This is a genomic window from Psychromonas sp., assembly GCF_983033635.1.
The window spans coordinates 897-6,531 of record NZ_CEZLMY010000185.1 but is presented as its reverse complement, the minus strand read 5'-3'; the positions used below and the strand labels follow the sequence as shown (position 1 = coordinate 6,531).

Sequence of the window (5,635 nt, the reverse complement as noted above, 5' to 3'; positions counted from 1 at the left end):
GGAGTATAATGCGCTAAAAAATATTGTTCAAATCAAAATTTTTCGGTAAAAGGTTTTTATTCTTCCTATACTCATGCGGGTACTGTGATTGCAGAATCTGTTTGCTGAGCGCGAATGCTTAAAGAGCTGAAAAAACAGCAGCTCTTTAAGCATAGTGACTACTAAATATCTTCAGCACGAATCTGACGGTAAACATCAGGTGTCGCCACGTAAGGTTCACTACCGACTTTAATTGCTTCTAGTAGGGCATCTGCAGCTTCTTGCCACTGTGCTTCACTACGTGCATGAATAACAGCTAATGGTTTTTGGCTGTCTGCTGTTTCACCTAAGCGAATAAATTGATCAAAACCAACTGCATAATCAATCTCATCAGTTGCAACACGACGACCACCACCCATGCTAACCACTGCCATACCAATCGCTCGGGTATCCATTGCTGAAACAATGCCGCTGTTGTTTGCATAAACAGGTTTAGCGATAGGTGCTTTTTCTAAATAATTTTCATAGTTTTCAATAAAGTCTTTTGGTCCACCAAGACCCGCAACCATTTTACCAAAACATTGTGCAGCGCTGCCGTCATCGAGAACAGCCTGCAGTTTTTCACGCGCTTCAGTAGTGTCTTTTGCTAAGTGACCCAAAACCAGCATTTCAGCACAAAGTGCCATAGTAATTTCATACAAGCGAGGGTTTCTATATTCACCCGTTAAAAATTGCACCGCTTCGCGCACTTCTAGCGCATTACCCGCAGAAGAGGCTAACACTTGGTTCATATCGGTCAGAATGGCAGTGGTTTTTGTACCAGCTCCATTCGCTACGCCAACAATCGATTTAGCGAGCTCTTCAGATGCTTCATAGGTAGGCATAAAGGCACCCGAGCCCACTTTTACATCCATCACTAATGAGTCAAGCCCTGCAGCTAGTTTCTTAGAAAGAATAGAAGAGGTGATCAGTGAAATACTATCAACCGTAGCGGTGATATCACGGATCGCGTAAACACGCTTATCAGCAGGTGCAAGGTCACCCGTTTGACCAATAATTGCAACACCTGCATCTTTAGTCACTTCGCCAAAAACGTCATTGTTTGGCGTAATGTTATAACCAGGAATAGACTCTAGTTTATCTAATGTACCACCCGTATGACCCAAGCCACGACCGGAAATCATAGGCACAAAACCACCACAAGCAGCAACCATTGGACCTAACATTAAAGAGGTTACATCACCAACACCACCCGTTGAGTGCTTATCTACAATCGGACCGCCAAAATTCATATGCTCCCAATTAATCACCATACCAGAATCACGCATCGCACAAGTAAGGGCAATACGCTCAGGCATGGTCATTTCATTGAAGAAAACAGTCATCGCAAAAGCACCAGTCTGACTTTCTGAAATGGTGTCGTTTGCTACTCCCTGAATAAAAAAGTTAATTTCTTCGGCGGTCAGTACTTGACCGTCACGTTTTTTACGAATAATTTCTTGAGGTAAAAACATACGTGTCTCCAAACTCTTCATTGAGTTTTAAATTGTAGAATATTTGTTGTTGATTCCCTCTTCGTTTAAAAAGAGGGTAAACGGGTAATATTGGAATTTCTATCTAGAACCGCTATCTAGTAAGCCGCTGAATCAGCTTTTTCAGATGTCACTTCCAGTGTATTAAGTAGATTGGTGAGAAGGCTTGATGCACCAAAACGGTAGTGCATTTTATCAGCCCATTCACCGCCTAAAATATCATCTGCCATGGCTAAGTATTGCGCTGCATCTTCACTTGTTTTCACGCCGCCTGCAGGTTTAAAACCAACGACGTCTGCAACGCCCATTTCACGGATAACGTTAAGCATAATTTCCGCGGCTTCTGGTGTTGCGTTAACTGCGACTTTACCAGTAGACGTTTTAATGAAATCCGCGCCTGCTTTAATACAAAGTTCTGATGCACGTTTAATCAATGCTGGCTCTTTCAGCTCACCCGTCTCAATAATCACTTTAAGCAGTGTCTCACCACAAGCGGCTTTACATTGTTTGACTAGCTCATAACCCACTTTTTCATTACCGGCGATCAATGCTCGATATGGGAAAACCACATCTACTTCATCAGTACCGTAAGCAATAGCCGCTTTAGTTTCTGCAACAGCAATAGCGATATCATCGTTACCGTGAGGAAAGTTAGTAACGGTTGCAATACGTACTTCTGTCGCCCCAATCTCAGCCAATGTTTTTTTAGCGATTGGGATAAAACGCGGGTAAATACAGATGGCAGCAGTAGTGCCTACAGCTGTTTTTGCCTTATAACAAAGATCAATCACGTTTTGGTCCGTGTCATTGTCATTTAGCGTGGTTAAATCCATTAACTTAAGTGCGCGTAAAGCAGCTGTTTTTAAATCAGACATTAATTTGCTCCAGTATCTACGTGGGTAGAAGAAAATATGTATAGAAAAATGATGTGATTTATATTACGCCCGAAAAAAGACTCGATATATAGGCTTTTGTAAAAGCATTTTTGCTGTACGGAAAAGATGGACGGCTAGAAAGAAAAGATTAGAGATAAAGAATAAACATAAAGGAAAGCAGCTTAAAAACTAAAAGGCTCAAATATATTTGAGCCTTTTATTGATTAACTGTTATTAAGCCAGGGGCTCAAAGCAACATCCCAGTAGGGGGGGCATTCAATATTTTCTTTTAGAAAAGAGATAACGGCATTAAGCCTTTCCGGAAGGTGCTTTTTACGAGGATAAACAGCATAAACAGGCATCACTAAATTTGCTTTCCAGTCAGGAAGCAGCTGAACCAGTTTCCCGGTTTCAAACTCATCTGATAACAAGTAAGTGGCAATATAACCGATACCGTGGTCGGCAATAACGGCATCCCTTACCGCTTCAGAAAGATCAACGCGGTAGTTCCCCGATACATGGATATTTAATTGTTCATTATTCTTTATAAATGGCCAATGGCTATAGTCGCGTGTATTACTGTGATAAGTAACACAATTATGATTTAATAAATCTTGTGGATGTGTTGGTGCTGCATGGCTTTTAAGGTACTTAGGAGAGGCCGCCAGCACAAAGTTACCATCAGCGACCCTTTGCGCTATATAACCTTCATTAATATTCTCATAGGTTGTTATCCATAAATGAATATCTTCATTTAACATATCTATTTTTCGATCAGTCAGCGTGATTTCGAAATTAATTTCTGGATATTTTTCCTGCAGCTTATCTAAGACCGGAATAACATGCAGTATGCCAAAAGAACGGGGCAGCGCAAGACGTATGGTGCCGGACATCTGTGCGGTGGCATCCATCATTGCCACTTCAGCATTTTGAACAATTGAATGTAACTGTGCGCAATACTCAGCATATTCAATACCCGCATCAGTTAATGCCAAGTTTCGAGTAGTTCTTTGTACAAGCTGAACCTTGAGTTCAGATTCTAACTGCATCAGTTGTTTACTGACATAAGAAGTAGAAACCCCTAATCTTTCAGCTGCCTTGGTGAAATTGCCGCTTATGTTTAAGATGTGTAAGATAAGCATCTGGTTAGCTCGGCTTTTAATATTAGATCCCTCCAAAGACAAAAAGTATATACCCGTTACCAATCAAAATGCATTTATCAGTCGCTAGCTCGGATACCAAGGCAAGGCGCAACATGATGACAATGGCTAGCCCTTATCAAATGTTGCAACGCAGTATTGGTTTTCGAGCTAGCGACCCGCAGGGCAAGCCGTAAGGCAAACATTTTCGTTGTTGTGAAGTCTCGATTTAACTCGTTAGATCTTCACCTTCACGCCTAGAATCTGTTCACCTTACGACTTGCTGATTTTTGCATCTTGAATGATAGCGGGTATATATTACAAAATTACCTAAGCGCACTCTAGTTAAAAGATAGTTTCCGCACAGAAAAAAATCATGGTCCTAAGCTTAACGTTTATCTTTTCCAAACGTAAACAGAGTTTTTTTATATCGGTATATATCATTGTGTATTTTTTATTCAGAATAACCGCTCGAAAGATAGTGTTGCTCATTATATTGGTAACAATTACTAAACTGAGTAATTTCGTTCAAGGTACCATTCCATGATTAGAAAGGGAACAAACATGATCACACTTGGTGAATACATCATCGAAAAGCAGCACGACTTTCCAGAAGCAACGGGTGAGTTAACTCTATTGCTTGGAGCTATCCGTTTAGCGGCTAAAGTGGTAAATAGGGAAATCAATAAAGCCGGCTTAGTTGATATTATCGGGGCGACCGGTATTGAGAATGTACAAGGTGAAGTCCAGCAAAAAATGGATTTGTATGCTAATGAAACGTTCAAGGCGGCATTGGAAGCGCGTGGTGAAGTCTGCGGTATTGCATCGGAAGAAGAAGACGAATTTATCGCTTTTGACAGTGAGCGCGGTATCAACAGTAAATATGTCGTGTTGATGGATCCGCTGGATGGTTCTTCAAACATTGATGTAAACGTTTCCGTTGGTACAATTTTCTCAATTTACAAACGCATTAGCCCTGTTGGTCAGCCGGCTACTTCAGAAGACTTCCTGCAGCCTGGTATTAAACAGGTTGCAGCCGGATATGTCATCTACGGTTCATCTACCATGCTGGTTTATACAACTGGCAACGGTGTGCACGGATTTACCTGCGATCCGTCACTGGGCGTATTCTATCTTTCTCATGAAAATATTCGTATTCCGGAAGACGGCCGTACCTATTCTATCAATGAAGGTAATTACCTGAAATTTCCAACCGGGGTAAAAAAATACCTTAAATTCTGTCAGGAGATCGATACACCGACAAACCGCCCTTATACATCACGTTATATCGGTTCACTGGTTTCCGATTTCCACCGTAATTTATTAACCGGCGGAATCTATCTCTATCCTTCAACCGCTACTGCACCTAAAGGAAAATTACGTTTATTATACGAATGTAACCCGATGGCGTTTTTGATTGAGCAGGCAGGTGGTACGGCAAGTGACGGGTATAATCGCATCATGGAAGTAACGCCGACAGAATTACACCAGCGCATACCTTTTTTCTGCGGCAGTAAAAATATGGTTAACGATACAAATGACTTTATGGCCAAATATTCAGGCTAGTTAATAACCATAGCGTAAGCATAATTCAGAGATTATTTGCTTCTATTTTGCTAGTTGTAATTAGAAGATAAACTTTGTAATTTAATAAAAGGCATCCATACAAAATCTGCATGGATGCCTGTCTGTATATTAGACTGACTTTTAATGCGGGTTTAAGGTGGCCTGTTAACATGGGCGTATCGCAACTGCATTTATTTTAAGCCGCTCTACTTCCCCCCATCGGCATCCCGTCGAGATGCAGATTTTAGAAATAAGATAAGCATCATAATTACGGCCTTGTTTTAACTCGTCAAAAACAATCTTAATTTCATCTGGTTTTAAAAAGCCCATTTCAGGCTGTTTATATTTCAGCGCTCTGAGTTCAGACAGTGGATTACCATGCTCCCATTCTCCTAAACGTTTTAATTCATTAAAGAGGGCGTTCAGGTAAGTTTGGTCATTATTCGCTGTTTTAATAGAAACCGTTTTAATACGCAATTGACGATATTTTGAAAAGTCACTGGCAGTAATATTTCTGGCAATCGGGTTCTGCATCAATAATGAC

Annotated in this window: 5 protein-coding genes; 1 reads left to right on the top strand and 4 read right to left on the bottom strand. The window is 40.9% G+C overall.

Features of this window, described 5'->3' with window-relative positions; translation table 11 throughout:
* Positions 1 to 161: 161 nt before the first annotated feature.
* From deoA to AC4GME_RS16300, 3 genes are all read right to left on the bottom strand, one after another.
* Complete coding sequence (deoA, locus tag AC4GME_RS16310) at positions 162 to 1,493, bottom strand: thymidine phosphorylase (RefSeq protein ID WP_490379781.1); 1,332 nt, start codon at positions 1,491 to 1,493, stop codon at positions 162 to 164.
* Between the two features lie 116 nt (positions 1,494 to 1,609).
* On the bottom strand, positions 1,610 to 2,386 hold the full coding sequence (gene deoC / locus AC4GME_RS16305) for a deoxyribose-phosphate aldolase (protein WP_490378287.1): 777 nt from the start codon (positions 2,384 to 2,386) through the stop codon (positions 1,610 to 1,612).
* A gap of 224 nt (positions 2,387 to 2,610) precedes the next feature.
* Positions 2,611 to 3,528, bottom strand: coding sequence for a LysR family transcriptional regulator (locus AC4GME_RS16300; protein WP_490379780.1), 918 nt, complete (start codon positions 3,526 to 3,528; stop codon positions 2,611 to 2,613).
* A gap of 561 nt (positions 3,529 to 4,089) precedes the next feature.
* Between AC4GME_RS16300 and fbp the strand changes: the two genes are divergently transcribed.
* Entirely contained in the window at positions 4,090 to 5,091 is a 1,002-nt protein-coding gene (fbp, locus tag AC4GME_RS16295; protein WP_490379779.1) for a class 1 fructose-bisphosphatase, read from the top strand.
* Between the two features lie 165 nt (positions 5,092 to 5,256).
* Here the strand turns inward: fbp and AC4GME_RS16290 are convergent.
* Positions 5,257 to 5,635, bottom strand: a 379-nt coding sequence (locus tag AC4GME_RS16290) for a phage integrase (protein ID WP_490379778.1), incomplete at its 5' end; no start/stop codon positions are given.

Bases quoted from the DNA above. Each gene is read 5' to 3' on its own strand.
- fbp (WP_490379779.1), top strand. From the start codon at position 4,090: ATGATCACACTTGGTGAATACATCATCGAAAAGCAGCACGACTTTCCA.
- deoA (WP_490379781.1), bottom strand. From the start codon at position 1,493: ATGTTTTTACCTCAAGAAATTATTCGTAAAAAACGTGACGGTCAAGTA.
- deoC (WP_490378287.1), bottom strand. From the start codon at position 2,386: ATGTCTGATTTAAAAACAGCTGCTTTACGCGCACTTAAGTTAATGGAT.
- AC4GME_RS16300 (WP_490379780.1), bottom strand. From the start codon at position 3,528: ATGCTTATCTTACACATCTTAAACATAAGCGGCAATTTCACCAAGGCA.